This window comes from Heliorestis acidaminivorans (assembly GCF_008933955.1).
Classification (GTDB): Bacteria; Bacillota; Desulfitobacteriia; order Heliobacteriales; family Heliobacteriaceae; genus Heliorestis; species Heliorestis acidaminivorans.
This window is the reverse complement of sequence record NZ_WBXO01000009.1, coordinates 63,182-89,161: the sequence shown is the minus strand read 5'-3', so window position 1 is coordinate 89,161 and position 25,980 is coordinate 63,182. Positions and strand designations below refer to the sequence as shown.

Sequence of the window (25,980 nt, the reverse complement as noted above, 5' to 3'; positions counted from 1 at the left end):
ATCACTCCTAGAGACGCCTCAGTTCCCATCATGAATCAAGTCATTAGGATTTCTTCTCTCTGGCGAGGGACTTTCTAATTCTTTAGTTGGGAATGCTCCGCCTGGCTTGTTCATTTCGGCATGAGGACTAATCTCCATGGTTAAACATTCGTGAGGACAGAAGCTGGCACAATTGCCACATTGAATACAGATAATTGCTTTTTTCTCTTCCTCATCAAAGTCGATAACCTGTACGACACAGGCTTCGGCACATTTTCTACAGCCAATACAGCGGTCTCTGTGGTAACGAATGCCACCACCTTCTCTAGGCACTAAAGCTTTTACGCAACAGGCTCTTGCGCAAGGTGGATCTATGCAAGCTCTACATATGTTGGCTACAAATTTGCTCGTATAGCCTCCCCGGGTAAGGATCTTTATTGCACTTTTATGGATAGAGTAACTGCGATAAACCATACGAGCACAAGCGAGCATACAAGAGTAGCAAGCAATACAGCGATTCATGCCGGGCGCCATCAGTACTCTTGGACGCCTTTTTTTATCGCCTTCTTTCTTTTGTGCTACTGCAGGTCCCTCTTCTTTCGTAACGATCTTGTTCTTACTGCCTTCTTCACCCACAGGCATCACCTCTGTTCCATTATGAACCATTTTAGTGTAACTATGCAAGGTACTCTTTGATGGGAGAACGTCGCATCGTCGAATATATGTATGGTTTATCTTAATCCACCATCTTATTCAAGAACTTTCCACAAGGGAAAAGCCAATATAGATAGTTATTAACAGACTTATACACATTATCCACAGATTTATCATCCACATGCTCTGATACGAAGACCTGTTTGGGGTTATTGTTCGCAAAAAGCAAAAAGGCTCGAAGTCACTTCTAAAATGACCTCGAACCTTCTTTTTTTCTGCTTAAGGTTGACCATATTTTCCTTGAAGCCATTTGATCTCTTCTTCCACTTCTGCATCTGTAAGACTGATTGGTCCGCCTGCTAAGAAAGAAAGCAAATAAATCTGAGCACATTCTTCTAATAGTTCTGCCATCAAAAAAGCCTGAGCCAGATCTTTTCCTACTGCAACTGCACCGTGATTAGCCAGCAAGGCTACGGGCCGATGAGCAAGTGCTTTCACAGCATTATCAGCTAGTGATAGTGAACCAATAGGAGCGTGGGGCGCTGTATGTACAGAGCCGCCAAAGTAAGCAACCATGTTGTCAAGCATGGCTGGAATGTTCTTTCTCGTAGCCGCTACTGCTGTAGCATGCTTAGAGTGGGTATGCACAACAGCTTGTACATCCTGTCTAGCTTGATAAATAGCTCGGTGCAGACCTCTTTCGATAGAAGGTTTTCTATGGCCTGATTCAATTTCTCCTGTCTGTATATCCATGACGACTAAGTCTTCTCGTTGAAGCTTGTCATAAGCCATACCACTAGGTGTAATCAGCATCTTGTTAGGGTTATCAAGTCGATGGCTAATATTACCACCTGAACCACTTACCAGACCATGGGCAATTAATTTTTTTCCGTAACAAAGCATTGCTTCTCCGATTGCTTCTGTTTCTTTGATCATTGCTTTCTTTCTATAATCTCCTCTGCTTCAAGTCTCCTCTTCAAGAATCTGTCAAAGGCAAGTTGGCTTGTCCATTAAGATCACTACCAGCTCGCTCGCCTTTTTGTAGTCTATAATAGCCTGCACAGCCAATCATAGCGGCATTGTCTGTACAGAGCTCTAGGGGTGGTACAATAAGCTCTTGACCCTGGCCTTGTAAAGCTTTTTGTAAGCGCTGCCGTAAGTAGTTGTTAGCGGCTACGCCACCAGCTAAAAGCACTGTTGGCACTTGTAGCTCTTTTGCCGCATCACAAGTTTTTTCTACTAGAACGTCAACGACAGAATTCTGAAAAGCGGCGGCTAGTGAAGCTTTATCGATTTCTTCCCCTTTTAATTTGGCCCTATTTAACATATTTAGTACAGCAGATTTTAGACCACTAAAGCTAAAGTCATAACTGTCTTTCAGCCAAGCTCGCGGTAAGTCGTATCGAGCTGGATCGCCTTCCTGAGCTATTTTTTCGATTAGTGGCCCTCCTGGATATCCTAGACCTAAGGCGCGTGCAATTTTGTCATAGGCTTCACCTGCCGCATCGTCACGTGTAGAACCTATGATCTTCATTTTACCGTGATCGATTAGATGAATAAGATGGGTATGGCCACCTGATACAACAAGACATAAAAGAGGAAATTCCAGTTGAGGTTTTTGAAGAAAGTTAGCGTAGATATGACCTTCAATATGATGTACACCAACAAGAGGAATTTCCCTAGCCATGGCGACACCTTTGGCGTAAGCTACGCCGACTAGAAGAGCACCTACAAGACCGGGTCCTTTAGTTACTGCTATGGCTGTAATATCACTCCAAGTGCACTGCGCCTCTTGTAATGCCCGATCAACAACTGCTGTGATACTTTCCATATGCTTTCTTGAGGCGATTTCTGGTACTACGCCACCAAAGATTTGATGAGTTGTGATCTGTGATGCAATAACATTAGAAAGCACTTTATGTCCTTCGGCGATAACTGCTGCTGACGTTTCATCACAACTTGTCTCAATGGCTAGAATGAGATTCCCTTCTTCGAAGGAAGAAGTAAGCTCTTTCAACTCTGTCCACCTCATAATTGTACATTTTCAATTTCTAAACCATGGGGAAACCAGCCTTTGCTCGCCGTAATTCGCGCTGGTTTTGTATCATCAATTGCACGAAGCTTTTGAGGATAATAAATGATTATTTCTTTCAATTCTAATTTGCAAAAAGGTGTCTCATCTGCAGGCTTACCTTCTGTAACAATAGGCAAGTATTGATCGATAGCACAACAACCTCCGCCTACAATACACTGTAAGTCAATAGTGATTTCATTGCCTAAGGTTGTTATCTTGACCATGGCTTCATCTGTAATGTGCCATTTCATCGTCTCTTCCTCCCCTTTGGTACCTCTTGTTGCTCCTCATAACCAATATCTTTGATGTTATTATACCCCTAATCGGTATAGCTCTGCAAAGATTGTCTTTCTACTAGGATGTCCTAGGTGAGAAGGCCCTCATGAAAAGACATAAGATATTCCCGAAAGCCTGCGTCTTTTTGCATGAGCACTTGAACGGCTCGGAGAGAAGACATGATGGTTTTGTTTTCTGGGTCAAGAATGGCACTGTCCAAACCTGCTCCAATGGCTAAGGTAAGGAAGGTTCTATTTAACAAAGACCTTACAGGTAAGCCGAAGGAAACGTTAGATAGTCCACAGATGATGTGTACTTGTGGTAGCTCTTGTCTAAGTCTTTTGATAACTTCTAGAGCGAATACGGCCCAGTGTTCGCCATGGGCGATTGCACGTAGCATGGGGTCGAGGTAGATATCTTCGATAGCGACACCATCTTTAACTAGTTTGTCTACTAGTCGGAGAGAGACATCGACTTGCTCTTCTATTGTTTCTGCTACACCGCGATCGTCTAGACAGAGGGCTATGACGCGACAATTGTATTGCTTGACTAGTGGGATAAAGATACGATAGCGATTTTGTTCTGCTGATATGGCGTTGAGCCAGGCTCTACCTTGGTGAACTTTTAGTGCCGCTTCAATAGCTACTGGGTTTGGACTAGCGAGGCAAACAGGATCACCAGCAATATTTTGTACTGTTTCTACAAGCCAGGCTAAGCTTTCCGGTTCTCTTTGTCGTAAGGTAGTGCAATTTAGGTCCATAATATGGGCACCTGATAGTTTTTGACGCAATGTAAGATCTTGTATGTGAACTGCATTACGTGACAAGACTGCTTTTTCTATGCCCTGACGACTTGTGTTAATTTTTTCCCCAACGATGAGCATTCCATCCACCCTTCCTTGCTGTCGCTGAACTCATCTGGTACTTGTGAACTCTTCCGACAAAAAACCCTGCTGATGAGCAGGGTTTTCTATAAATTGCTTGGCGGGGCGTCTTCCTTCTCTTTTTCTTTTAAGAGATCATAACAAAGGTCCATAATATCGCTTACTGATAAAATTCCAACAACTTGTTCTCCTTCAACGACAGGCAAACAGCTTACTTTATATTTTTTCATTTTCGTTACTGCCAAGGCCATTTCTTTGTCCCTATCAATATATACAGGGTTGCGTGACATAACCCATTCTACAGGTGTTAAGGCAATAACACCTGGCGCACGCATAGCCCTGTCTATGTCGTGAAAGGTAACGATTCCTACTAGACGATTCTGGTCATCCACAACGGGCAAGCGTCGAATAATTTTTTCTGTCATAATCCGTAAAGCTTCGGATATAGGTGTCGTCATGGACGTTGTAATAGCCGGAGAGATCATCTTTGCTTCCACTAGCATGGCCTTCCCCTACCTTTCCACCTTCACCGCATTGCAAGATCTTATGGGAAGTTTATTCGCCGTAAAGATAATAAATCCTTCCCTTCTTATCCTTGACTAGCTTCTTGTTCTTCTTTTAGGTTACGCCACATGATAATAGCATCTTCACCATTATCACTATAGTATCCTTTTCTACGACCGACACTGCGAAAGCCTAGTTTACTATATAAGGCCAGGGCCTTTTGATTCGAAGGCCTTACTTCTAGGGTAATTCGCTCTCCTCCTAATAGAATTGCTTCTAAAAAAACATAGCGCAACATAGCCTCAGCAAGACCTTGTTGTCGCCAAGACTGGGTTATGGCAATGGTGGTGACGTGAACTTCATCAAATATAAGCCATAGGCCAGCATAGCCGATCACTTCTTCTTTTCCTGTCTCTGCTTCGTGCACAGCTACCCAGTAATGTGCTAGTCGACTTTCCGTTAATTCATCTTGAAAAGCATGGCGACTCCAGGGAGCGGGAAAGGAAGCTTCTTCAATGGTCAAGACTTGCTCTAGATCATCAAGGCTCATGGGGCGAAAATATACTTGACCGTCTTGCACTTCCATCTCTCTCGCCCTCCTTAGACTTTTACTGTTTGGGCTGTTTTTTGTTTTGCATAGTTTACTTCTGCTTCAGAAGGTCGGATATAGAGTGGTGCTAATTCATGAAGGGAATCTTCTTCCCCTTGCTTAAGTCGTTCTAGACCTAGTCGCGCTACTTGACTACCTCTCGGGTAAGCCAGCTCAGGTGGTGCAAAAAGAGCTTTTGTTCCCATTTTTGCTTGCAGATAGTCTCGATAAACAGGTACAGCATCGCCAAGAAATAAAACATTAAGTTCTAGTTCTAGCTCTTGCTGTTTTGCAGTTATTTTATGGACAAGTGCTTCTGGTGATAAAGCTTCATAGGGGCTTAGCCTCTCCATCCCCTCTGTGCTAGCTTGATATAAAGACGTATAGACTTCTGATTTGCGAGCATCTAATATGGGGCACACAAGTGTTGTCGTATGCATGGCGTTCCGTGCTAATGCATCTAAAGTGGGAATAGCTACTACAGGAAGACTAAGAGGATGGGCGATACCTTTAGCTGTAGCTAGTCCAATGCGAAGACCGGTAAAAGATCCGGGCCCAATGGCAACAGCTATTCCTTGCAGGTCAGCTAAGCGAAGTTTGGAAATTGCAAGCGTTGCTTCGATAGCTGGCATTAGTCGCTCAGAATGTGTTCCTTCGGTATGTAAGAATGTCTCGGCTAACACTCTTTCTTCTGTCGCAATGGCCAGTGCTGTTACTGATGTGGAGCAATCTAATCCAAGCAAGTACATGCTTTTTTCCACTCCCTTACAATAGCTTGTGCGCTCTCTTCTACACCTGTAAGTTCAACTTGACGACCTATTTGGCCATTAGACATTTCTACAGGTTCTAGCTTTATCGAAAGGGCTTCTAAAGGCTTTAGATGGCCCAACCGTTCTGGCCATTCTACGCAGAGTAGGCCCTCTCCTTTTAAGTAGTCGGCCCATCCGATATCCCAGACTTGATCTGGTTCTGTCAATCGATATAGATCAAAGTGAAAAACTGGCAAATCAGCTTCGTATTCATGGACTAGTGTGAAAGTAGGACTTGTTACAGCTCCCCCATAGCCTAGGGAAGTAAGTAATCCTTGAACGAGCGTTGTTTTCCCTGCCCCAAGATCGCCATAAAGTAAGATAATGTCGCCCTTTTTCATATGCTGAGCTAACCATTGACCAAAAGCACGAGTTGCTTCTTCATCAGGGAGAAGTCCCTGCCCTATCTCTTTATGCAAAATCATTGCTCCTTCTAAGATATCATCAATAGTTACTTCTGCTAACTTTATTACCAATATTCTTTACATTATACGACATAGAAAAAGAAAACCCCTTTTTAGGGGTTATTAGGCCGAAGTTTTATCTTTTTCTCTATTAGCACGCTCTTCCAGAATAGATTGCCACAACTTTTCAACTCGTTCACTAACAATATATACGTCAAAGGGCTTGGTTAAACAGTCGACAGCTCCTTCGTGTAGTGCTCTTTGCACAAGGCTTTCATCAGTGTACGCTGTCATCAGAATGACTTTGATATAGGGGCTTACTTTTACCATCCGTAACATAGATTGAAAACCATCTAACCCTGGCATGCGTACATCCATCAGTACTATAGGTGGATGATACTTTTCCACTATATCTACAGCTTGTAGACCATTGCTAGCCATCATTACTTTGTAACCTGCCTCTTGGAAAATGATCTGCAAGAGGGAGCGAACACCTTGTTGGTCGTCAACAACAAGGATCATTTTGTCTTCACTCTTGTCTCTTTCATCACTTGTTACCATAAAGAATTACCTCACAAAATAAAAATACTAGAAAAGTGCATTTCATGCAACTTACCTTTTATTTCCCTTTTCGTCATCTTTTCACAAATTCCTGCTTTAGTCTATTTATCTAAGTTAAGAAGGGAAAAACTTTCTTTCCTTTGACCCATGCTGTCGTAACGGAGCTTCTGATGTCGAAAGGATGGCCCTTCCAAAGCACTAGGTCCGCTTCTTTTCCTACTTCAATCGTGCCAATTCTTTTTTCTAAGCCTAAGATTTGTGCCGCACTTATGCTGATTGCTTTAAGAGCTGCTTCTTCCTCTAAGCCATGCTTGACTGCTAGGCCAGCGCAAAGGGGTAAGTACTGTATGGGTATAACAGGGTGATCTGTCATGATCGCAAAGGGAACTGAGGCTTTGTGCAAAACAGCGGATGTTCTTGGAGTGATTTCTTTCATTTCTACTTTGGCTCGATTGACTAATGATGGTCCAACTACTGCTGATACTTTAGCTTCAGCTAAGTCTTCTGCAATAAGGTGACCTTCTGTACAATGCTCGATCACCAGCGGCAAGTCAAATTCCTTAGCGATGCGTAGAGCCGTTAAGATGTCATCAGAACGATGAGCATGGACGCGCAGGGGAATTTTTTTTTCTAATAGTGGTAGCAGGGCTTCCCAGCGTAAATCAGGCTCTGTTAATGGTTCTTTAGCTTTTTCTTTTTTGCACTGATATGCCTTAGCTCTGGTAAAGGCTTCTCTTAACAAAGCCGCTGAAGCCATTCTAGTTATTGGTGCTTTCTTCTGATCGCCATAGACTCGCTTGGGATTTTCGCCGAGAGCACATTTTATGGCACTTTGCTCTTCTACGACCCTTTCAGACCAGGAGAGAGGTCCTGTTTTCATAATTGTTGCTTGTCCACCAACGATATTAGCGCTTCCCGGTAGAATACATACAGTAGTAACTCCACCTTGAAGTGCATCTTCAAAAGCTGGATCAAAAGGGTTGATTCCATCTAAGGCTCTCATCTGTGGTGTAATTGGGTCTGATGTCTCATTAAGATCATTACCTTCTACAGGTGTATTTTCTTCTAGCAAACCTACGTGACAATGAGCTTCTATAAATCCTGGTAAAAGTATTTGCCCACGTCCATCAATGATTTCTACGCCTTCTTCTTCAAAAGAAGGTGGACAATCTTCTACGGTTCTAATGATTCCATCTTCATCAAAAGCAACCAGCCCAGGTGCGTAATTTGTTCCTGTCATGGTCCAGACCTGGGCTCCATAAATTATTTTTCTCATGGCCTATTCTCTTTTCTATCTATTGCAAAGTAAAAAAAGGTCTCATTTCTCCTACTGTTTGGCGCAAATTGTTTTTGATCGTCTTTTGGTCATGGGAGGCCAAAGCTTGTCTTTGTTCTGGAGATAGAAGACCTAGTTGGCTGAGAGCTTCTATGACGATAGGGCCTAAAGCAACCATATTGCCATCATCGACTTTTACAGCCATGCCCCAGCCTTTTTCCGGTACAGCTAAAGCGTAGACACCATCTGCTCCGATTTTGGCAACAACAGCTCCTTCAGTGACTGTCATCAAGTCTGTATCTAAGCGACCTGTGCCGGCTACCAAAAAGGGATGTTTGATCATGGCCTTTCTAATTTGTTTGCATGCTTGTTGCCGTGCTTCATTACCTGCACTAGCCATGCCAAAGCGACAAAAGGCAAGGGCAATATTTTTTAAGGGCATTCCGTAAACAGGAATGCCACAACCATCTATTCCAATTACGATATCTTCTGCCTTTAGCATTGCTAGGTCAGCCACAGCCGATAAAATATCTTTTTCTGCTGAATGTTCCGGCAATGTGTATCCTTCTAATGGATAGCCTCTAAGCAAGCAGTATGCTAAAACACCACTATGCTTACCAGAGCAGTTACAATGCAGTAGACCTGGTTTTTCTCCTGCTCGGAGCAATGCTTCTGCTGTTTTACGATCAAAGGGCCTGTGTGTTCCACAAGCTAAGACTTCTTCTTCTAGTCCTATTTTTTGTAGACTATCTAAGACCCAGCGCCGATGTTCTTCTTCACCGGTGTGGGAGCTTGTAAAAATGGCCAGATGCTCTTCTTGAAATTGAAAAGCATCCATGCCACCTTTTTCTACTAGCGGTATGGTCATCAAGGGTTTTGATGATGACCGCATGTAAGTAGGACCTCCTTGACCAGCAGAAGCTAATATACGACCTTCATGATCAATTACAACTATAGAGCCGTAGTGACGATTTTCAACCATTGTGCCTCTTGTAACTTCGACAAGTAGGGTGCTCATTCCTTTGCTCCTTTCAATCGGTTAGTACTATATAAGTACTAACCGAAAGATCTTTGTATATTCAGTGTCATGTTTTCTTTTGCTGACAAATCTATTTCTCTTTTCTGGCGAACAGGTAGGTCACGACTGTCAAAAACAACACGTACAACTGGTCTTGTAGGCACAGAAAAATTTACTTCGACGACTACAGCACGCTCACCGTTGCTTAACTCAACGAGGGAGCCAATTTGGTAAATCGTTATGCTGTTGAGTAGAGCTTTGACGACTTGCTCTTGAAAGTGTGTTCCTGCTAAAGTCATCAAGTATTCAATTATTTCCACGGGATTGTAACTACTTCGATGTTTTCGATTAGAAATCATCGCTTCAAAAACGTCAGCTATACCTACAATCTGACTAGCTAAAGTTATATCTTTGCCTTTTAAGCCTTGCGGATAGCCTGTGCCGTTTAATCGTTCATGATGTTGTAAAGCAATTTTAGCCGCTTCTTCCGTCATATGAGTAGAGCCTTCTAAGATTTCATAGCCTTTTCTAGGATGCTCTTCTATTTTTCTACGTGATTCTGCATCTAGAACGCCATCATTGAAGAGAATCTCTCTCGGTATCTTATGCTTCCCTATATCATGAAAAAAAGCACCTTTAGCAATAACTTTTTGTTCTTCTTCTCTATAGCCTAAGTTCATGGCCATGAGCAAAGAAAGTACTGCCACGTTAATAGAGTGCTTGTAAGTAAATCCGTCTGTCGATTTTAAGGCTAAAAGGTTGATGATGTCACCGGGATTTTGTAGGATATCATCAAATATTCTGATAATTACATTGACTGTTGCCACGTCTTGATTGTCTTGTCTTGCAAAGTTGCATACACTTTCTTGAACAGATAGAGAGAGATCTCTTTTCAACATGTAAAGAAAATTGAAGTCTGAGCTGTTCGTTACAGCATCTTTGAAAATATCTCTAGCTTTGTCTTTGTATGCCTCTTTATCTTGACCTTGCTCTTGCTCATTGTTCTGTACTGTGTTCTCTTTGCTGAGACTAGTGGGGCTTTCTGTTGTTCCTACTTCTATGTCAATAAACTCAATACCTTGATTTTTTAAGTAGGATACATAGCGGTTATTGATAGTTTTACCTATAGGTAGCAAGACAGCACCTGTCTTGCTATAAACAGGTTTGGCTAAGCGTACGTCATTATTAATCAGGGTCACATGGATTTGTCTGCTCACTGGAACACCCTCCGGTTACCCTACATATTTTTTCATATTCTATACAAGATTCTGCAAAAGCACGAAATAATCCTCTTGCTTCAAGATCATTGTTATAAAGATCTTCTGGATGCCATTGTACTGCCATTACAAAGTTCTTTCCTAAGCCCTCTAACGCTTCTATGACACCATCGTTTGATCGAGCAACAACTTCTAAGTCTTTTCCAACACGATCGACGGCTTGATGATGAAAGCTGTTAACTTGCCCTGTGCTATTTCTATATATTTGGCGCAACATAGTTCCTTCGCAAATGTCAATACTATGGCTTTTATGCCATCTTGGTGCTCTTTGTTGATGCCGAAGAGCCTGGGGACGTTGACGAGGAAGATCTTGAATGAGTGTACCACCTCGAGCAACATTTAGTACTTGTAAACCTCGACAAATAGCCAGAATAGGCATTTGTCTTTGTAATGCTCTAGCCAAAATCGCAAAGTCTAGTCTATCTCTATCAGGGTCTACTTCGCCTAGTGCTACATGAGGTTGTTGATGATAGAAGAGTGGGTCAATGTCTCCACCACCTGAAAGTAGAAGACCGTGAGCATTGTTACAGTAGGCTTCTGCCTCCTCTATGGCTTCTATGGAAATTGGCCAAGGCAGTACGCCTTCGTCTTGTAAGGCTTGAAGGTACTCTCGACGCACCATCAGGCGTCCTCGTTCGAAAGAAGGAGTAACTAACACAAGGGGTTTCATCTGTCGAACACCTCCATAAAACTCGGCGACTTTTGTCCATAAAAAAATCGCCCGGGATTTCCCGAGCGGATTGTTGGTTAAAGTTCGATCAGACCTAGGCTGATTTCTAGGGCCTGCGCAACTTTGCTCATCATATCTTCGTCTAGTAGACCGATTTTTTCACGTAACCGAGTTTTATCGATGGTTCGAATTTGTTCCAGCAGTACGACAGAGTCTCGATCCAATCCGCTTCTGCTAGATGGCACTTCAACATGGGTCGGCAACTTGGCTTTACTAATCTGCGATGTAATAGCCGCTACAATAGTTGTAGGTGAATATTGGTTGCCGATATCATTTTGTATGATCAGAACGGGGCGGGTACCTCCCTGCTCCGAGCCAACTACAGGGTTAAGTTCTGCGTAGTAGACTTCTCCGCGACGTATATGGGCCATATTTATTTACCTGGCCAGCCTAGCCTCAAACAATCGCTCAACGTCAACCTCAGCGGTAAACCCTTCTAAGGCTAACTCCAAATTGATTCGGGCCATTTCTATATATCCACGACGCATCTGGTCACGTAACACCTTTCGTTTGTGCTCAATCATATACAGGTTTACGGCTTCCCGAATCAGTTGACTGCGATTCATCTTTTCGGCCATCAGTACTCGATCTAGTTCCGTCAACAAAGTTTCCGGTAAGGTAACCTGAATGCGTTTCAAATCGGGCACGCAGTGCACCTCCCAGGGAAATTCCGCTTTCGTCTGTTTATTATATAAACTTTTTACCCCTAAAGGCAAGGGGTTTTATGCAAGCGGAATGATCCAATTAATGGTACCCTTGTCATTCATAGATAAATCCGGGGAACTCTGAGTGAAATACCCGTCATGATTTCATAAGCTATTGTACCCGCTAGTTCTGCCCATCGCTCCATCGTTAGTTCTGGTACAGATTTTTTTCCCTGTTGATGACCGAATAGAACAATTTCGTCACCTTCTTCAAGGGGCGCATCAGCAATGTCAAAAACCATCTGATCCATACATATTCGTCCTACCTGGGAAATGATGCTTTCTTTTCCATAAGCCTTAATTTTTCCTGATAAAATTCGCGGTACACCATCGGCGTAACCAAGTGGAACCGTTGCCAATCTTGTAGCACTAGGACAACGATAGGTACAACCATAACTAATGGGACTTTGAGCCGGTACTTTTTTGATTTGTACGATTCGAGCTTTTAGAGTCATCAATGGTAGTAAATCTACTTTGTTTTCGCTGTCTACTGATGGATAGTGTCCATAGATAGCTAAGCCTGCTCGTACAGCATTAAAGTGTGCTTGTGGGATCTCTAGAAGCGCCGCTGAGTTGGCCATGTGGTGCATAGGGAAGCAAAGACCTTCTTTTTCTAATTGCCTCACTATGTTAAAAAAGCTTTCTAGCTGATGATAAGCATAACTTTTATCTTCTTCATCAGCCGTTGCAAAGTGACTGAACAGGCCTTCCACTTCTAAACCTGGTAGCTTTGCAACAGCTTTAAGATCTTCTAGGCTTCCTATGGCAGGAAAGCCAACTCGTCCCATACCGGTATCAACTTTAAGGTGCACTTTTACTTTTTTACCGATTCTTACTGCCGCTGTGGAAAGCTCTTCAGCGGCTTTCCTTGTAAAGATAGCTTGTGTTAATTCTTCTTCGATGATTACCGACACTTTATCTGGCGTCGTATAACCTAGAATCAGAACAGGTAGCTTCACAGAAGCCTTTCGTAAGGCAAGAGCTTCATCTAGAATTGCTACAACAAAGCCATCAACAGCTTCTTGCACTGCCACTTTAGCAAGTGGTACGGCACCATGACCATAACCATCTGCTTTTAGAACAGCAAAAAATTTTGTTCCAGCAGTGGTAAGCTTTTTTAAAGACCTTATATTATGGGCAAAATTCTCCAGTTTTATTTCTGCCCAGGCAGGTCTACTTGTCTCTTTCCCCTGCCACTCTGTCTCTTCCTGCATCCCCCGAGCCCCCGTGTTACGCTTCTTCAGTCAAAGCTTTTATGATATCTGCCCGTGTCACAATGCCAACAAGCTTTCCTTGACGAACAACGGGGAGTCGATTAATTCTCTGTTCTGTCATAATCGCAGCCATATCTTGCACTAAGGTATCTTCTTCAATTGTAATAACTTCTTTGGTCATTATTTCTTCTGCACGAAGAGCCGTAATTTTACGAAATTCTTCTTCAAAACGTTTAGGACTTTCTAAGTAAATAAAGCCACCGAGCAAGGCAATATAAGAAGGGTACTTTACTTCTCTATCTTTGTAGAGCAAATCACCTTCTGATACGATTCCTATTACTTCTCCTTGCCGAGACAATACGGGCAAGCCGCTAATCTTCTGCTCTGTAAGTACTTTGGCTACTTCACTAATTGGTGTATCAACATAGACAGAGTGAACTTCTTTGGTCATTATATCTACTGCTTTTACTTTTTTGGAAGTCACAAAAACACCACCATCGCCCTTAATCTTCTATTAAATTCCATGCCTGCGGTAGGCAGTCGATAATATCTCCTGCTTTCATGGCTATGTCCCCAAATCGTTGAGCTGCTATATCGCCTGCTAATCCATGAACATATACGGCTAGTGCCGCAGATTCTAGAGGATTTTTGCCTTGGGCGAGTAAGCTACCTGCAATGCCAGCTAGAATGTCACCGCTTCCTGCTGTAGCCATACCTGGGTTACCTGATGAGTTAACTAGCAAATCTCCATCAGGTGTGGCCACTAAAGTTCTAGCACCTTTTAGAACAACCGTAACGCCCCAGTCTTTGGCGTAATGACTTACTACTTGGAGTCGTTCTTTTTGTACTTCTTCTACCGTAAGACCTGTTAGACGTGCCATTTCTCCTGGGTGTGGTGTTAGAATTAAGGGTCCTTGGGCCGCGGCAAGAAGTTCTATGTTATCTTCAAGAGCAAATAGTGCATCGGCATCTAAAACTATGGGTGCTCTTGTTCTTTCGAAGATTGCTTCCAAAAAGTCGGCAGATTCTTCGTATCGACCTAGTCCGGGTCCTATTACAAGACTGTCAAAATTGTCAAAAACCTTGTCCTGTAATGATGACTTTTCTAGGCGACCATTCGGTGCTGGCAAAGACCAGCTCATGGACTCTGGTACTTGTGGAATAACGAAGGGAGCAATCTTTTCAGGTACAGCTACTGTTGTACGCCCTGTACCAGCACGCAAAGCTCCTTTTACGGTTAAGGCAATTGCACCGGCCATCCCCTCAGTTCCACCGATGATCAAGAGGTGACCAAAGTCTCCTTTGTGGGCAGTTGCTTCTCTTTTTACTGTCCAAGTTTTGCAAAGTTCTTTAGTTAGAAGTCTCCTCATTAAGAGAGGATTATCAATCAATTCTTTGGGCAATGAGATGTCAGCTACGACCAGTTTCCCCGCTACAGTAGCGCCTGGTTCAATGAGTAGTCCTAGTTTGGGGAGTCCGAAAGTAACTGTTACTGTAGCCTCTAAGCACTGGCTCTTAATCTTACCTGTATCTACTTCTAGACCAGAAGGTACATCTACAGCAACAGTAGGTAAAGACAATTCATTGAGCATCTCCATGGCTTTTGCCGTAAGTGGTGGAACGACACCAGTAAAACCTGTTCCGTAGATGGCATCTACAATCAGATCTGTAGACAAAAGAGCCATGCGGAGAGCATTTAAGTCTTTGTGATCCATTAAAGAATAAATCTTACCACCTATACGCTTATAGATGGTCAAGTTAGTGAGAGCTGAGCCTCGTATATCTCTTTCGGGGGCAAGTAGAAACAGTTTTACTTCGGCGCCATGATTGAGTAGGTGGCGCGCAACAACAAAACCGTCACCTCCATTGTTGCCTTTTCCGCAAAGGATGAGAACTCTACGACCTCGGCATGAATCACCTAGAAGACTGGTTACCTCTCTAACCACTTGTAGTCCCGCGTTTTCCATCAGCAAAAGCGGTGGAATCGCATACTCTTCTGTGGCTCTATCGTCGATGCGGTTCATTTCAGCCGCTGTTACAATTCGCAAGGTGCCACCCCCTTTGCACCTTCACGCCAACTTAAGACAACGGCCATGGCATGACTTTTTTCATGAGACAAGCTAACAGACCAACCTTTCCAGCCAATTGATTCTAAGTAAGCCTGGGTATTTCCACGAAAAAGTAGTTGTGGTTTCCCTTGTTGTTGCCGAGTAACTTCGATGTCAGTAAAAGCTGGGATAAAGTCACCAGGCATGGCTTTGATGACCGCTTCCTTTGCGGCAAAGCGAGCGGCATATGATGGCCAAGGGTCTGCTTTTTGTTGACATTCTTCAATTTCTGCAATTGTAAAGATTCTCGATAAAAAGCGACTATGTCGTTCTGCGGCCTTTTGAATTCTTTGAATCTCTACAATATCGCAACCGATGTGAAAGGATACCTCGGCAGGGTTGGAAATTTTAACCTGCTTCATAAGCTTAGTATGACCACCCTGCTCAGGCGCAAACCCTAGTTGCAAAGCCAGATCCTTTAAAATTTCACGGTATCCTTTGCGCATGCTTCAGTTGCCGCAAGCTGTTCTTTCTCTTTCTCTGTAAGAATCTTGTCTAGATCTAGCAGGATGAGCAATCGGTCGCCAACTTTGCCCACGCCTTTCAGATAATCTACAGATATAGAGCTAATCATCGGTGGTGGTGGTTCTAAAGAGGACATGGGGAGTCGAAGAACTTCTGTTACAGCGTCGACAACAACACCAACAGTGTTTTCTCCAATGTTGATGACGATAATACGGGTGTTGGCTGTATGATCTACTAGCGGCAAGTTAAATCTTTTCTTAAGATCTATAACAGGAATAATCTTGCCTCGTAGATTAATGATTCCCTCGACAAAAGGTGGTGATTGAGGAATTTTGGTCGGAGTCATCAGGCGATTAATTTCTTGAACTTGCGTAATAGGAACACCATATTCCTCAGAACCTAACTTGAATACGACCAACTGAATTTCGGTAAGCTCACCACTGTTGTTCTGACTCATTTCTGATTCCTCCTCTCTGAATTGGAAAGCGGGTTGTCACCAAAAACAGCTTTTTTGTTATAAGATGGCAAAGAGACTTTCTGTGGTATATACTTAGTCATGTAGATTGTTGTCCCTTTTTCGTTGTAAGATACCTCATCCATCGATGCATTGATCAACAAGATTCCTCGACCTGATTCACTTAGCAGGTCTGGTTCCCCTACATCGTTCCAAGAAAAGCCAGGTCCTTCGTCGGAGATCTCTACTGTTAATGCATGATGCGTCACTTCATAAGCAACCTTTACTTTCTTACTTTTGCACTCTTGATTGCCATGAACGACAGCGTTGACCATCGCTTCGATCAAAGCTAACTTAATAAAATCAAGATCACCAGATTTCCAAGGGATTGTTTTAATATCCTCAAGCATCATGTATACGGCTTTTTCAACATTGAAACGACTACTGGCAAAACTAAACCTTTTCTTCGCTGTCATCGTTTGATACCTGCTTTCTGCCCCTGACTCTTTATCGGTAGGCCAAAGAGTAAGTTATTCTTTTTACCTTTTTCTCATCTCCCTCTGCTCCTCAATTAAGACTTGGAGCAGGTCCTTGTTCTTTTATAATACAATTGTTTCGATATCCAACACAGGAATTCCTTTTATATTTTGGCTTTTCTCTATGGGTTTATGAACTAAATTATAGGAGGTACTTTGAAATGACTGAATTGACACTTACGGTTGAGGGTATGTCTTGTGACCATTGCAAATCTGCTGTAGAAAAAGCTCTTATTAAGATCGAAGCTGTAGAATCAGCTTCAGTTAATTTAGAAGAGAAGCAAGTAACGATCCGCTATGATGGTACAAAAGCTAATCCTGAACAGTTAATTGAAGTTATCGAAGAAGAAGGATATGAAGTCTTAGATTAGTTTTGCAGAAATAGTTGCCAAAAATTATTCATCATGATATAGTATACAAATGTGGCTTAAGAGCCTACATCCCTGCTCTATCCTTAAGAAGATAGGGCCATTAGTCCGAAGGGAGGTGCCTGGTTTGCGTAATTATGAAGCGATGATTTTAGTACGCCCCAACTTAGAAGAAGAAGCTTTCTTAGCTGTTGTGGACAAGTTTACGAACCTCATTACCCAAGAGGGTGGCGAGATCGTCAAGGTTGACAAGTGGGGCAAGCGCAGGCTTCAATATGAGATCAATAAGATCAAAGAAGCCTTTTACGTTCTCGTTTATTTCAAAGGAGAACCTGCGGTTGCTCAAGAACTAGAACGGGTTATGAAAATCTCCGATGACATTGTCCGTTTCTTAGTCATTCGTAACGAAGAGTAATCAGCGAAGCAAGACTGTCAACTAGACTTTTTTTGCATACCATTGCTGGGTAAAGGAGGGTTATCATGCAAGATAGAGGCGAAAAGCCAGAACGCAAAGGCGGTCGCAGAGGACGTCGTCCTCGCCGTCGCATTTGTTTCTTCTGCGTCGATAAAATCGATAATGTAGATTACAAAGAAGTGGGCAAGCTACGCAAGTATATTACAGAACGCGGTAAAATCTTACCACGTCGTGTATCTGGTTGCTGTGCGAAACACCAGCGTCAGTTAACTCAAGCAATTAAGCGCTCCCGCCACGTTGCTTTACTGCCCTTTACGACAAACGAATAGCCGCGGCTATTATCAAAAAAAGACACTAAAGAGACTTGCTCTCTTCGGTGTCTTTTTTTGTTTGACAGTACATTATTTTTCAACATGAGAAGCAAAAAAAAAGCGCATACTTTCTCTATAACCTACCTTTATTAAGAAAGGTAACTACCGAGGGGTAACTAGAAAAGGGAGTGAGCTATGACGATGCAATTGAAATTCAAGCCTAACGTAGGTCACATTGACCGCTTGATTCGCCTATTCCTAGGTGCCCAGTTGTTGTTGTTAGCCTTCCTCTTCCCTATTGCTGCGCCCATCACACAATCTCTGCTTGCCATTCTCGGTATCTGGCAAATGGTCCAAGGTCTATTAGGCTATTGTCTAGTCTATGATCTGCTAGGCTATTCTACGCTAAAAGCCGCTCTAAAGTGAAGCATCTGCTGTTTTTGCTAGCTCCTCAACTGGTCTTCGCTGATGAAAGAGTTCTAAAGCTGGTGTTCGCTCTTTCGTGAATAGCTTAGTAGATAGAATTCGAAGTGATACCCAATCTTGGGGCTGGATCACCCAGCCCTGTTCTTTTGATACGGTGGCAGTAATAGTCTTGTCTCCCGTTAAGACCATTTCTACTTTGAAAAAGTCTCCCAAAAAAGTCGTTTGCTTTACCTGTGCTTTTAGATCTGCTCTGTCATGATAAGGTTCTATACGTACATCTTCAGGACGAATTACGACTTCTACGTCACTACCTTCTACAAGCCGATAAGCTTTAATCTGAATTGGCCCTACATCAGCATAGCCGCCTTTTATTTTTGTTTGGTAATAGTTAACATCACCTACAAAGCTAGCTACAAAAGGTGTAGCCGGGCGATGATAGATTTCTCTTGGAGTACCAAAGTGTTCTAGTTTTCCCTGATTGAAAACAGCAACACGATCAGCTACTTCTAGAGCTTCTTGTTGGTCATGAGTTACAAAGATACTTGTTAATTTCATTTCTTCGTGAAGTTTAACAATCCATTGTCGTAATTCTTTACGTAACTTGGCATCCACAGCAGCAAAAGGCTCGTCAAGTAGAAGCAGTTTGGGTTCTGACGCGAGAGCTCTAGCTAAAGCTACCCTTTGTTGTTGTCCTCCTGATAGCTGATGAGGATAACGATTTTCTAAGCCTTGCAAAGCCATTTTTTCTAAAAGTTCAAAAACTTTACAGCCTATAATCTCATTTTTCCTTTTTCGAATCTTGAGGCCAAAAGCAATATTGTCAAAAACAGTCATGTGCTTAAAGAGAGCATAATTCTGAAAGACAAAACCAATACCACGACGTTGTGGTGGTAAATGGTCAACCCTTTCTCCTCCTATATAAATTTCACCTGCGCTAGGTTGTTCTAACCCTGCAATAATACGCAGTAATGTAGTCTTACCACTACCACTAGGCCCCAAAAAAGCTGTCATCTCTTCTTCTTCGATTTGAAAAGTAATGTTTTTTAAGACTTCGGTGTTGTGAAAGTTTTTTATAAGATTCTTTACTTCTATACTCATGATTCCATCACGTCCTTCTTGCGTTTTAACAATTCAAGAAAAATCAACGTTATAAAAGATGTGCCTGCAAGAACGAGTGATACAGCAAAAGCTCCAATCATGTTAAAGTCTGTTGCGGCCTGATAAACATATAAGGTAGCCGATTGAGTAGCCATGATAATATTGCCTGACACAACGAGCACAGCTCCAAATTCACCGAGTGATCTAGCCGTAGTCAGGACCATGCCATAAAGGACACCCCATTTTACAGATGGCAAGGTAACCTTCCAGAAAGTCATCCACCGCGATGCACCAAGAGTATAGGCAACTTCTTCTTGATTGCGACCCATTTCTTCTAATAGAGGCATCACTTCTCGTACCATAAAAGGAAAAGTAATGAAAAGTGTAGCTATAATCATACCAGGCAAGGCAAAAATTATGGAGAAAGTAGCTTCCGTGAAAAAAATTCCGATGACACCCTGAGGACCATAGAGTAACAAAATCATAAAGCCGGCAATAACAGGAGATACGGCAAAAGGTAAATCAATAATGCCATTGATTACGGAGTGACCCCAGAATTTTTGCCGCGTCATTACGTAAGCGGTCAGTAAGCCCAAGATAGTGTTAATGAATACCACAATCAATGTAATGATAAAAGTTAGTTTTAAAGCGTGCAGGGCTTCCGGTCTCGTTAGTTCCTGCCAAAAAGCGCTTAGTCCAAATTCGAAAGTACCCATTAATAAAGCACCTACAGGAGCCATCAAAAAAATTGTAAACCAGAGATAAAGTAGGCCCGTATAGAGGGTCTTTTTTTTGTTCATCTATCGCCCCTCCTTTTTCGAGCAAGCCAGCGGTTCTGGGCATAGAGCAAGGTAAATGATAAGATAAGCAAAACTACCGAAACAGAAGCGGCCCCTACCATGTTAAAGCTTTCTACTTCTCCATAGATATAGACGGAAGCAACTTGAGTTTGCAAGGGAATATTGCCAGCAACAATGATTACAGAACCGAATTCCGCTAGAGCTCGAGAAAAGGTTAAAGAGAAACCAGACAATATGCCAGGCCAAAGCATTGGCAGAGTTACTTTCTGAAAAGTTTGCCAAGAGCTAGCGCCTAAGGTTTTAGCTGCTTCTTCTTTGTCTTGGCCCATCTCCAATAAAAGCGGCTGTACAGATCTAATAGAAAAAGGAAAAGTTACAAAAATCATAGCCAACACAATACCAGGTATGGCATAGATGATATCAATACCTCGATCGCCAAGCCAACTCCCAAGGGGGCTTTGTGGTCCATAGAGGAGCAAGAGCATCAAGCCACTAACAGCTGTGGGGATGGCAAAAGGTAAGTCAACGAGAGCATTGAGTATGGTTTTACCTTTTACGGGAAAGCGCACCAGCACATAAGCCGTCAATGTGCCAGCTATAGCGTTAACAATGGCTGTAAATAGAGCCAGTGCGAAGGTAAACTTTAGAGTAAAAAGGGCTTCTGCTTTCTGTAGTGATTGCCAAAAGCCGGACCAACCCTCCCGAAAGGCTTCTCCAAAAATATGTCCCAAAGGCAATATAATCAAGAGTATAAGATAGCCAAAAAGTATGCTACGTAAGGCTATGGCTGAAAGATCCTGTTCTCGCCGCGAGCTACATCCTTTCAATCTATCTTCACCCCTGTTCTCTGCCTTCGATCACCTGCGTCCACAAACCTTGAGGCCCGTAGAGATTAACTCTTACTTCATCCCAGCCACCTAAGTAGTCAATATCAAAGAGTCCTTCGGGCTGAGGAAATTGATCGATACGTTCGGCCATCACCTCTTCATGAACAGGACGAAAACCATAGTTTGCAAAAATTTCTTGTGCCTCTCTACTCCACAAATAATCTAGAAAGGCTTCAGCAATCTTTCTGTTACCATTTCTTTCCACATTTTTATCAATAAGAGCAACTGGGTTTTCTATCAAGATAGTGGAGTATGGATAAATAATTTCATATATTTTTTCTTCTCGATTGCGTAGCAATAGTTCATTTTCATAGGTGATAATAACTTGCCCTAATCCTTTCTCAAAAGTTGTCATGGACTCACGAGCACTTTTGTCCATGACCCGTACATTGCTTTGAATCCGCTTAAGTCTTTCTCTTCCCTTTTCTTGCTTTTGGCTATCCAATTTTAGTTGATTGTCAAGCCCTTGATGATTCTTGTAATCTACCTTTTCACTTTCTTTAAGAGCTGACCCATAGATAGCATTAATTACCCACATAGCTCCACCTGATGTTCGAGGACTGGGATAGATGATCTCAATGCCTTCATGCATCAAGTCGGGCCAATCTTCAATAGCTAGAGGATTGCCTGGTCTTACACCAAAAGTCACGATGGAACGAGTTACTTGACCACCATGTTTTTTTTCTTTCCATGGTTCGGTAATGAGGCCTTCCCTAGCAATTAAATTCATATCACTTTCTAAGGCTAACAAAGCTATGTCGGCTCTTAAGCCACCTGCAATAGCTCTGGCCTGGGCACCTGAAGGGCCATAAGTTTGTCGTATAATGACCGGCTCTCCTTGCTCTCTTTCCCACTTCTCTTGAAAAGCTGGAATTATCTCACGCTCTAGAGCCTCTTTGGTCACTGAGTAAGCGGAAATAGTAAGAACGGCTTCTCTGGTATAATCCTCTCTCTTCCCTAGTCCAAGCATTCCTGGTGTACAAGCAGTAACTATAAAGCTTAGCATAATGAGCAGAATGATTCCCGAGACCTGGGGGCTTGGCATTGTCGCTTTTTTCTTCATACCTTGGAGCAATCTCTTCACCTCGCTAACGGGCTCTTAGGAAGCCATAAAAAAACCCCCGCGTTGGTCTTTAAATTATGCGCAAGACCAGCGGGGGGTTCCTTTATGATTATAAGTCTTCTAAAGCTTGATGTAGATCATCAATTAGATCGTCAGGGTCTTCTAAACCTACTGAAAGTCGGATTAGACCTGGGCCAATGCCTCGGATAAGACGTTCTTCTGGCTCCATAGCACCGTGGGACATGGTGGTTGGATAAGATAAGATCGACTCTACGCCACCAAGGCTGACAGCCACGAGAGGTAACTTAGTTTTTTGAAGAAACTTTTTCACTTTTTCTCGATTACCTAGATCAAAAGAGAGTACGGCGCCCGCTCCTTCTGCTTGTTGGAGCTGTAGGTCATAGCCTTTGTGACTAACTAAGCCAGGATAGTAGACTTTTTCAATCCCTTTTTGCTTAGCTAAGTAAGAAGCAATTATTTCTGCACTTTTTTGAGAAGCTTCCATGCGAACAGCTAAAGTTTTGAGGCCTCTTATTAAAAGCCAACTGTCATGAGGACTTAGAATAGCACCGAAAGCGTTTTGATAGAAGGAAAGTTTTTTGCCCAGATTTTTATCTTTTACAACAACAGCACCTGCTACGAGATCACTATGGCCGCCCAAAAACTTAGTGGCACTGTGGACTACGACGTCAACACCTAACTCTAAAGGTTGCTGTAGATAGGGTGTCATAAAAGTATTGTCAATTAGCGTAAGCCAATTATTTTCTTTGGCAATAGCTACAGCACCTTTAATATCTGTAATAGCCAAGGTGGGATTAGAAGGCGATTCAAGAATTAACCCTTTAGTGTTAGGCTGTCCTGCTTCTTTTATAGCTTCTAGGTCTGTAGTATCGACAAAAGTCGTTTCCACACCAAATTGAGTCCACACTTTACTAAGCAATCGATAAGTACCACCATATATATCGCGGGAAGCGATAACATGATCGCCAGCACCGAATAGGGCCATAGCTGTTGTCATAGCGGCCATGCCAGAGGCAAGGGCAAAAGCTCTAGTACCACCTTCTAACTTAGCCAGTGCAGTTTCTAGAGCTTCTCTAGTTGGGTTGCCTGACCTAGAGTATTCATAAGCTGGTATTTCGTCAATATCTGTTTGATGAAATGTTGAACCCATGAAGATTGGTACGCTTGAAGCGCCAGTATGCTTTTCCGGTTCAATCCCTGTATGGATAACCTGTGTTGCTTTTTTCATTCTTCTTACCTACCCTTTTGTGTTAATCAGGCTTTAGTTTTTCCTTAATCCCGTAAAGCTTGATCAAGGTCTGCGATTAAATCTTCTACGTTTTCAATGCCTACGGAAAGGCGCAAGAGAGTAGACGTAACGCCAGTTAGTAAACGTAATTCTTCGGGAATATCACCATGCGTTTGTTTGGCTGGGAAAGTAATTAGAGATTCTACTCCACCTAAACTTTCAGCAAAAGAGATTAATTGTACACGAGAGAGAACTTGTTCAACTTGCTCTTCCTTACGAAGAGCAAAAGAAACCATAGCTCCTGCCCCGCTAGCCTGAGCAAAATGAACTTCTCGACCAGGGTGCTCAGGTAAGCCAAGGTAATAAACTTGCTCTACTTCTTTATGTTCTTGTAACCATTGAGCCAGCGCTTGAGCAGAAGCTTGACTTTGTTCCATCCGTAACGCTAGGCTTTTCATGCCTCGTAACAGTAACCAAGCATCAAAGGGACCTAACACTGCACCTATAGCATTTTGATAAAAATATAGCTTCTCACCTAGCTCTTCCGTTGCTGTTACAACAAGTCCTGCTACCACATCGTTGTGACCACCTAAGTATTTCGTACCGCTATGAATAACGATATGAGCACCTACTTCAATAGGCCGTTGCAAATAAGGACTCATAAAAGTATTATCGACAATCATGAGTAAGTCATGATCCTTGCAAATCTGATGCATCTCTTTCAAGTCTGTAATATGCATCGTCGGATTAGTCGGAGTTTCTACCAGAATAGCTTTCGTATTCTCCCTAATCGCTTCTCTAATTTTTTGACTAGAACGTGTATCAACATAAGTAGCTGTCAGGCCCAATGGTCCATAAACTTGTTCTACTAGTCGGTAAGTTCCCCCATATAGATCCTGACAAAGGATAAGGTGATCACCAGGCTTAAAAAGGGACAGGCAAGAGGCAATAGCGGCCATACCCGAAGAAAAAGCTAGACCTCGCTTGCCTTTTTCCAGCTGAGCAATAGCTTCTTCTAAAACTTTACGGGTGGGATTTCCAGAACGACTGTAGTCAAAGCCAGTACTTTCACCCAAAGCGGGATGACGATAGGTAGCAGAAGGGTAGATAGGATAGCTAATAGCTCCTGTATGATCTTTTCCATTTCCCAATTGAGCCAACAAAGTCTCTATACGCAAGACGTCATCCTCCTTATTATTGCATAATAAAAAGTCTTCCCTTTTTTTGAAGAGAAGACTTCTAGTAAGCACTATGCCTTATCTTCCAGGGACTTTCCCTGCAGGATTTAGCACCTTGCAGTTAATACCGCCGGTTGCCGGGCTTCACAGGGCCTGTCCCTCCGCCGCTCTTGATAAGAAACTTAATGTTTAGTTTTCCGATATAAGATTACAGGTATTGTCGCCTTAGGTCAAGTCTTTTTTTGGGTTGGCTATTTTCGACAGAAAGCTAGAAATTTTATAAAAGGCTATGCTTGACAAAGGTCGATCTTGCCTTTATGATGAACTTAAGTGATATGGTTAATATCCGATATGATTACTAGGGATTAAAAACAGTAAGGAGTGACTTCTGCTATGGCTTTGATTGCTCAAAACGTTAGCGAACTAATTGGAAAAACACCGATGGTACGGTTAAATCGTATTGTGGAGACTGAGAATGTTGAAGTGCTTGCTAAGCTAGAATCTTTCAATCCTGGTGGCAGTGTAAAAGATCGTATCGGTTTGAATATGATCCTCGATGCGGAGCAAAAAGGCTTGTTAAAAGAAGGTTCGTTGATCATTGAACCTACTAGTGGTAATACTGGTATTGCTCTAGCCATGATTGCGGCCGTGAAAGGTTATAGACTCATTCTTACTATGCCTGAAACTATGAGTATGGAGAGAAGAAACTTATTAAGCGCTTATGGTGCTGAGCTAGTCTTGACCCCTGGTGCGGAAGGCATGAAAGGTGCTGTACGTAAAGCTGAAGAGTTGGCTGAAACGACTGAGAATGCCATTTTACTCCAGCAGTTTGCTAATCCTTCTAACCCAGCTATTCATGAAGTAACTACAGGCGAAGAGATCTGGAAAGATACAGAAGGTAAAGTTGATATCTTTGTTGCTGGTGTTGGTACAGGTGGTACTGTTACGGGTGCTGGTAAGACTTTGAAAAAGTATAACAGTAACATTAAGGTTGTTGCTGTCGAACCAGCCGCTTCTCCTGTGCTTTCTGGTGGTAAGCCTGGTCCACACAAGATTCAAGGAATTGGTGCTGGTTTTCTTCCACCAGTTCTCGATCTAGATGTAGTCGATGAGATTATTCCTGTTCTCGATGATCATGCCCTTATTACAAGTCGCCGTCTGGCCAAAGAAGAAGGTTTACTCGTTGGTATTTCTGCTGGCGCTGTTGCTTATGCCGCTCTTCAATTAGCAAAGCGTCCAGAAAACGCAGGTAAACGTATTGTTGCTGTTCTCCCTGACACGGGTGAGCGTTATCTGAGCACAGTCTTATTTACAGAAGCCTAATCAGAAAGCCCTACTCAGCATCAGAAGAAGAGTAGCTCTAGTACTAGATACTTGAGCTACTCTTCTTTTTACTTTAGCGGGGATCTTTCGAGATCTCTGGCAAGGTATCATGTTCTTCAATAGTTGCTATACCAGGAGCGGCAGGAATACCTTGTAAGCTTTCCGGATCTACTGCCGATGGAATATTCGTTAACTCATTACCCTCGTTATTAAGCTGGTTTTGTAGTTCCTTGCCTTTTTTTCCCTGCTCATAAGGATTTTGCTGTTCATGTTCTGGCAAAAAAGTTACCTCCTTTTCTTTTTATTTTTCCCTAAGAAAAGGAGGCTCATGCTTATTATTTTTTATT

The 25,980-nt window shown here is 42.6% G+C and carries 34 protein-coding genes and 1 riboswitch; of the genes, 5 read left to right on the top strand and 29 right to left on the bottom strand.

Going from position 1 to position 25,980, the window contains the following annotated elements; all coding sequences use genetic code 11:
* Positions 1 to 18: 18 nt before the first annotated feature.
* From F9B85_RS14820 to F9B85_RS11120, 22 genes are all read right to left on the bottom strand, one after another.
* Positions 19 to 615, bottom strand: coding sequence for a 4Fe-4S dicluster domain-containing protein (locus F9B85_RS14820; protein WP_243138175.1), 597 nt, complete (start codon positions 613 to 615; stop codon positions 19 to 21).
* A gap of 297 nt (positions 616 to 912) precedes the next feature.
* Positions 913 to 1,569 carry a class II aldolase/adducin family protein gene (locus tag F9B85_RS11220; protein ID WP_207707105.1) on the bottom strand — a complete coding sequence of 219 codons (657 nt, stop codon included), beginning with the start codon at positions 1,567 to 1,569 and terminating at the stop codon, positions 913 to 915.
* A 40-nt stretch (positions 1,570 to 1,609) separates the two neighbouring features.
* On the bottom strand, positions 1,610 to 2,650 hold the full coding sequence (gene tsaD / locus F9B85_RS11215) for a tRNA (adenosine(37)-N6)-threonylcarbamoyltransferase complex transferase subunit TsaD (protein ID WP_243138174.1): 1,041 nt from the start codon (positions 2,648 to 2,650) through the stop codon (positions 1,610 to 1,612).
* Positions 2,651 to 2,661: 11 nt separating this feature from the next.
* Positions 2,662 to 2,958 (bottom strand): CC/Se motif family (seleno)protein, encoded by a 297-nt coding sequence (locus F9B85_RS11210; protein WP_151620946.1) that lies wholly within the window; start codon positions 2,956 to 2,958, stop codon positions 2,662 to 2,664.
* A 113-nt stretch (positions 2,959 to 3,071) separates the two neighbouring features.
* The gene (locus tag F9B85_RS11205) at positions 3,072 to 3,866 is read right to left on the bottom strand and encodes a dihydropteroate synthase (protein ID WP_151620944.1); all 795 of its coding nucleotides are present in this window, start codon (positions 3,864 to 3,866) and stop codon (positions 3,072 to 3,074) included.
* An 86-nt stretch (positions 3,867 to 3,952) separates the two neighbouring features.
* Positions 3,953 to 4,363: a CBS domain-containing protein gene (locus F9B85_RS11200; RefSeq protein ID WP_170270458.1), complete on the bottom strand. Its 411-nt coding sequence runs from the start codon at positions 4,361 to 4,363 to the stop codon at positions 3,953 to 3,955.
* A 92-nt stretch (positions 4,364 to 4,455) separates the two neighbouring features.
* Positions 4,456 to 4,956: a ribosomal protein S18-alanine N-acetyltransferase gene (gene rimI / locus F9B85_RS11195; protein ID WP_151620940.1), complete on the bottom strand. Its 501-nt coding sequence runs from the start codon at positions 4,954 to 4,956 to the stop codon at positions 4,456 to 4,458.
* A 14-nt stretch (positions 4,957 to 4,970) separates the two neighbouring features.
* Positions 4,971 to 5,708, bottom strand: a complete 738-nt coding sequence (tsaB, locus tag F9B85_RS11190; protein WP_151620938.1) for a tRNA (adenosine(37)-N6)-threonylcarbamoyltransferase complex dimerization subunit type 1 TsaB — start codon at positions 5,706 to 5,708, stop codon at positions 4,971 to 4,973.
* The gene (gene tsaE / locus F9B85_RS11185) at positions 5,690 to 6,244 is read right to left on the bottom strand and encodes a tRNA (adenosine(37)-N6)-threonylcarbamoyltransferase complex ATPase subunit type 1 TsaE (RefSeq protein ID WP_151620936.1); all 555 of its coding nucleotides are present in this window, start codon (positions 6,242 to 6,244) and stop codon (positions 5,690 to 5,692) included. Before tsaE ends, tsaB begins: the two co-directional genes overlap by 19 nt.
* A 51-nt stretch (positions 6,245 to 6,295) precedes the next feature.
* On the bottom strand, positions 6,296 to 6,733 hold the full coding sequence (locus F9B85_RS11180) for a response regulator (protein ID WP_151620934.1): 438 nt from the start codon (positions 6,731 to 6,733) through the stop codon (positions 6,296 to 6,298).
* Positions 6,734 to 6,842: 109 nt separating this feature from the next.
* Complete coding sequence (locus F9B85_RS11175; RefSeq protein ID WP_151620932.1) at positions 6,843 to 8,009, bottom strand: amidohydrolase; 1,167 nt, start codon at positions 8,007 to 8,009, stop codon at positions 6,843 to 6,845.
* 19 nt (positions 8,010 to 8,028) lie between these two features.
* Positions 8,029 to 9,027 carry an asparaginase gene (locus F9B85_RS11170; protein ID WP_151620930.1) on the bottom strand — a complete coding sequence of 333 codons (999 nt, stop codon included), beginning with the start codon at positions 9,025 to 9,027 and terminating at the stop codon, positions 8,029 to 8,031.
* A 38-nt stretch (positions 9,028 to 9,065) separates the two neighbouring features.
* Entirely contained in the window at positions 9,066 to 10,244 is a 1,179-nt protein-coding gene (locus F9B85_RS11165) for an HD-GYP domain-containing protein (RefSeq protein ID WP_151620928.1), read from the bottom strand.
* Positions 10,213 to 10,974, bottom strand: coding sequence for a gamma-glutamyl-gamma-aminobutyrate hydrolase family protein (locus tag F9B85_RS11160; protein WP_151620926.1), 762 nt, complete (start codon positions 10,972 to 10,974; stop codon positions 10,213 to 10,215). Before F9B85_RS11160 ends, F9B85_RS11165 begins: the two co-directional genes overlap by 32 nt.
* 77 nt (positions 10,975 to 11,051) lie before the next feature.
* Positions 11,052 to 11,405 carry a type II toxin-antitoxin system PemK/MazF family toxin gene (locus tag F9B85_RS11155; protein WP_151620924.1) on the bottom strand — a complete coding sequence of 118 codons (354 nt, stop codon included), beginning with the start codon at positions 11,403 to 11,405 and terminating at the stop codon, positions 11,052 to 11,054.
* A 6-nt stretch (positions 11,406 to 11,411) separates the two neighbouring features.
* Positions 11,412 to 11,681: a CopG family ribbon-helix-helix protein gene (locus F9B85_RS11150; protein ID WP_151620922.1), complete on the bottom strand. Its 270-nt coding sequence runs from the start codon at positions 11,679 to 11,681 to the stop codon at positions 11,412 to 11,414.
* 116 nt (positions 11,682 to 11,797) lie between these two features.
* Entirely contained in the window at positions 11,798 to 12,952 is a 1,155-nt protein-coding gene (gene alr / locus F9B85_RS11145) for an alanine racemase (RefSeq protein WP_151620920.1), read from the bottom strand.
* Positions 12,953 to 12,968: 16 nt separating this feature from the next.
* A complete protein-coding gene (locus F9B85_RS11140) occupies positions 12,969 to 13,436 on the bottom strand; it encodes a CBS domain-containing protein (RefSeq protein ID WP_243138173.1) in 468 nt (155 codons plus the stop codon).
* Positions 13,437 to 13,455: 19 nt separating this feature from the next.
* On the bottom strand, positions 13,456 to 15,000 hold the full coding sequence (locus tag F9B85_RS11135; protein WP_151620918.1) for an NAD(P)H-hydrate dehydratase: 1,545 nt from the start codon (positions 14,998 to 15,000) through the stop codon (positions 13,456 to 13,458).
* Entirely contained in the window at positions 14,988 to 15,422 is a 435-nt protein-coding gene (acpS, locus tag F9B85_RS11130) for a holo-ACP synthase (protein ID WP_170270456.1), read from the bottom strand. Before acpS ends, F9B85_RS11135 begins: the two co-directional genes overlap by 13 nt.
* A 56-nt stretch (positions 15,423 to 15,478) precedes the next feature.
* The gene (locus F9B85_RS11125; protein WP_151620914.1) at positions 15,479 to 15,982 is read right to left on the bottom strand and encodes a chemotaxis protein CheW; all 504 of its coding nucleotides are present in this window, start codon (positions 15,980 to 15,982) and stop codon (positions 15,479 to 15,481) included.
* Positions 15,979 to 16,455, bottom strand: a complete 477-nt coding sequence (locus tag F9B85_RS11120) for an ATP-binding protein (RefSeq protein WP_151620912.1) — start codon at positions 16,453 to 16,455, stop codon at positions 15,979 to 15,981. The genes F9B85_RS11125 and F9B85_RS11120 overlap by 4 nt, the downstream gene beginning before the upstream one ends.
* 221 nt (positions 16,456 to 16,676) lie before the next feature.
* Between F9B85_RS11120 and F9B85_RS11115 the strand changes: the two genes are divergently transcribed.
* The 4 genes from F9B85_RS11115 to F9B85_RS11100 all read left to right on the top strand — a co-directional run bounded on the left by F9B85_RS11115 (position 16,677) and on the right by F9B85_RS11100 (position 18,035).
* Positions 16,677 to 16,886, top strand: a complete 210-nt coding sequence (locus tag F9B85_RS11115) for a heavy-metal-associated domain-containing protein (RefSeq protein WP_151620910.1) — start codon at positions 16,677 to 16,679, stop codon at positions 16,884 to 16,886.
* Between the two features lie 124 nt (positions 16,887 to 17,010).
* Positions 17,011 to 17,298, top strand: coding sequence for a 30S ribosomal protein S6 (gene rpsF / locus F9B85_RS11110; protein WP_151620908.1), 288 nt, complete (start codon positions 17,011 to 17,013; stop codon positions 17,296 to 17,298).
* Positions 17,299 to 17,363: 65 nt separating this feature from the next.
* Positions 17,364 to 17,627 carry a 30S ribosomal protein S18 gene (gene rpsR, locus F9B85_RS11105; RefSeq protein ID WP_151620906.1) on the top strand — a complete coding sequence of 88 codons (264 nt, stop codon included), beginning with the start codon at positions 17,364 to 17,366 and terminating at the stop codon, positions 17,625 to 17,627.
* Positions 17,628 to 17,804: 177 nt separating this feature from the next.
* Positions 17,805 to 18,035: a YgaP family membrane protein gene (locus F9B85_RS11100; protein WP_207707104.1), complete on the top strand. Its 231-nt coding sequence runs from the start codon at positions 17,805 to 17,807 to the stop codon at positions 18,033 to 18,035.
* On the opposite strand, the gene F9B85_RS11095 is transcribed toward F9B85_RS11100, so the two are convergent.
* The 6 genes from F9B85_RS11095 to F9B85_RS11070 form a co-directional block, all read right to left on the bottom strand.
* Positions 18,027 to 19,133, bottom strand: coding sequence for a sulfate/molybdate ABC transporter ATP-binding protein (locus F9B85_RS11095; protein ID WP_151620904.1), 1,107 nt, complete (start codon positions 19,131 to 19,133; stop codon positions 18,027 to 18,029). The genes F9B85_RS11100 and F9B85_RS11095 overlap by 9 nt on opposite strands.
* Positions 19,130 to 19,933 (bottom strand): sulfate ABC transporter permease, encoded by an 804-nt coding sequence (locus F9B85_RS11090; protein WP_151620902.1) that lies wholly within the window; start codon positions 19,931 to 19,933, stop codon positions 19,130 to 19,132. Before F9B85_RS11090 ends, F9B85_RS11095 begins: the two co-directional genes overlap by 4 nt.
* Positions 19,930 to 20,760, bottom strand: a complete 831-nt coding sequence (cysT, locus tag F9B85_RS11085; protein WP_207707103.1) for a sulfate ABC transporter permease subunit CysT — start codon at positions 20,758 to 20,760, stop codon at positions 19,930 to 19,932. Before cysT ends, F9B85_RS11090 begins: the two co-directional genes overlap by 4 nt.
* A 7-nt stretch (positions 20,761 to 20,767) precedes the next feature.
* A complete protein-coding gene (locus F9B85_RS11080; RefSeq protein WP_207707102.1) occupies positions 20,768 to 21,904 on the bottom strand; it encodes a sulfate ABC transporter substrate-binding protein in 1,137 nt (378 codons plus the stop codon).
* A gap of 88 nt (positions 21,905 to 21,992) precedes the next feature.
* Positions 21,993 to 23,132, bottom strand: coding sequence for a trans-sulfuration enzyme family protein (locus tag F9B85_RS11075; protein ID WP_151620900.1), 1,140 nt, complete (start codon positions 23,130 to 23,132; stop codon positions 21,993 to 21,995).
* A gap of 44 nt (positions 23,133 to 23,176) precedes the next feature.
* Positions 23,177 to 24,310 (bottom strand): trans-sulfuration enzyme family protein, encoded by a 1,134-nt coding sequence (locus F9B85_RS11070; RefSeq protein ID WP_151620898.1) that lies wholly within the window; start codon positions 24,308 to 24,310, stop codon positions 23,177 to 23,179.
* A gap of 75 nt (positions 24,311 to 24,385) precedes the next feature.
* Positions 24,386 to 24,490, bottom strand: a riboswitch (SAM riboswitch).
* 213 nt (positions 24,491 to 24,703) lie between these two features.
* Between F9B85_RS11070 and cysK the strand changes: the two genes are divergently transcribed.
* Positions 24,704 to 25,633, top strand: coding sequence for a cysteine synthase A (gene cysK, locus F9B85_RS11065; RefSeq protein WP_151620896.1), 930 nt, complete (start codon positions 24,704 to 24,706; stop codon positions 25,631 to 25,633).
* 73 nt (positions 25,634 to 25,706) lie between these two features.
* Here cysK and F9B85_RS11060 read toward each other — a convergent pair whose 3' ends face one another.
* Positions 25,707 to 25,913: a hypothetical protein gene (locus tag F9B85_RS11060; RefSeq protein ID WP_151620894.1), complete on the bottom strand. Its 207-nt coding sequence runs from the start codon at positions 25,911 to 25,913 to the stop codon at positions 25,707 to 25,709.
* Between the last annotated feature and the right edge of the window lie 67 nt (positions 25,914 to 25,980).